The 341-nt window shown below is 38.7% G+C and carries 1 pseudogene; it reads left to right on the top strand.

Going from position 1 to position 341, the window contains the following annotated elements:
* Window positions 1-341, top strand: a pseudogene (locus G4V62_RS19465) (IS200/IS605 family element RNA-guided endonuclease TnpB); the annotation flags it as partial.

Below are 341 nucleotides of genomic sequence, written 5' to 3'. Positions count from 1 at the left end.
TTTTCAAGAAACAGAATAAAGCACCACGTTTCAAGTCGAAAAAGAATAACGTACAATCCTACACAACAAAGCATACGAACGGCAATATTGCGATTGTAGGAAACAAAATCAAGTTACCCAAACTTGGATTAGTCAAGTTCGCAAAAAGTCGTGAGGTTGAGGGGCGTATTCTTAACGCTACAATCAGACGAAACCCAAGTGGTCAATACTTTGTATCGATTTTTGCTGAAACAGAAGTGCAACCATTAGAAAAACAGGTTCTTCTGTCGGTATTGACGTTGGTCTTAAAGATTTTGCGATTCTTTCTACAGGGCAAATATTTGGCAACCCTCAATGGTTTC

This window comes from Litoribacterium kuwaitense (assembly GCF_011058155.1).
Classification (GTDB): domain Bacteria; phylum Bacillota; class Bacilli; order Bacillales; family DSM-28697; genus Litoribacterium; species Litoribacterium kuwaitense.
This window is presented reverse-complemented; position numbering and strand designations above follow the sequence as displayed.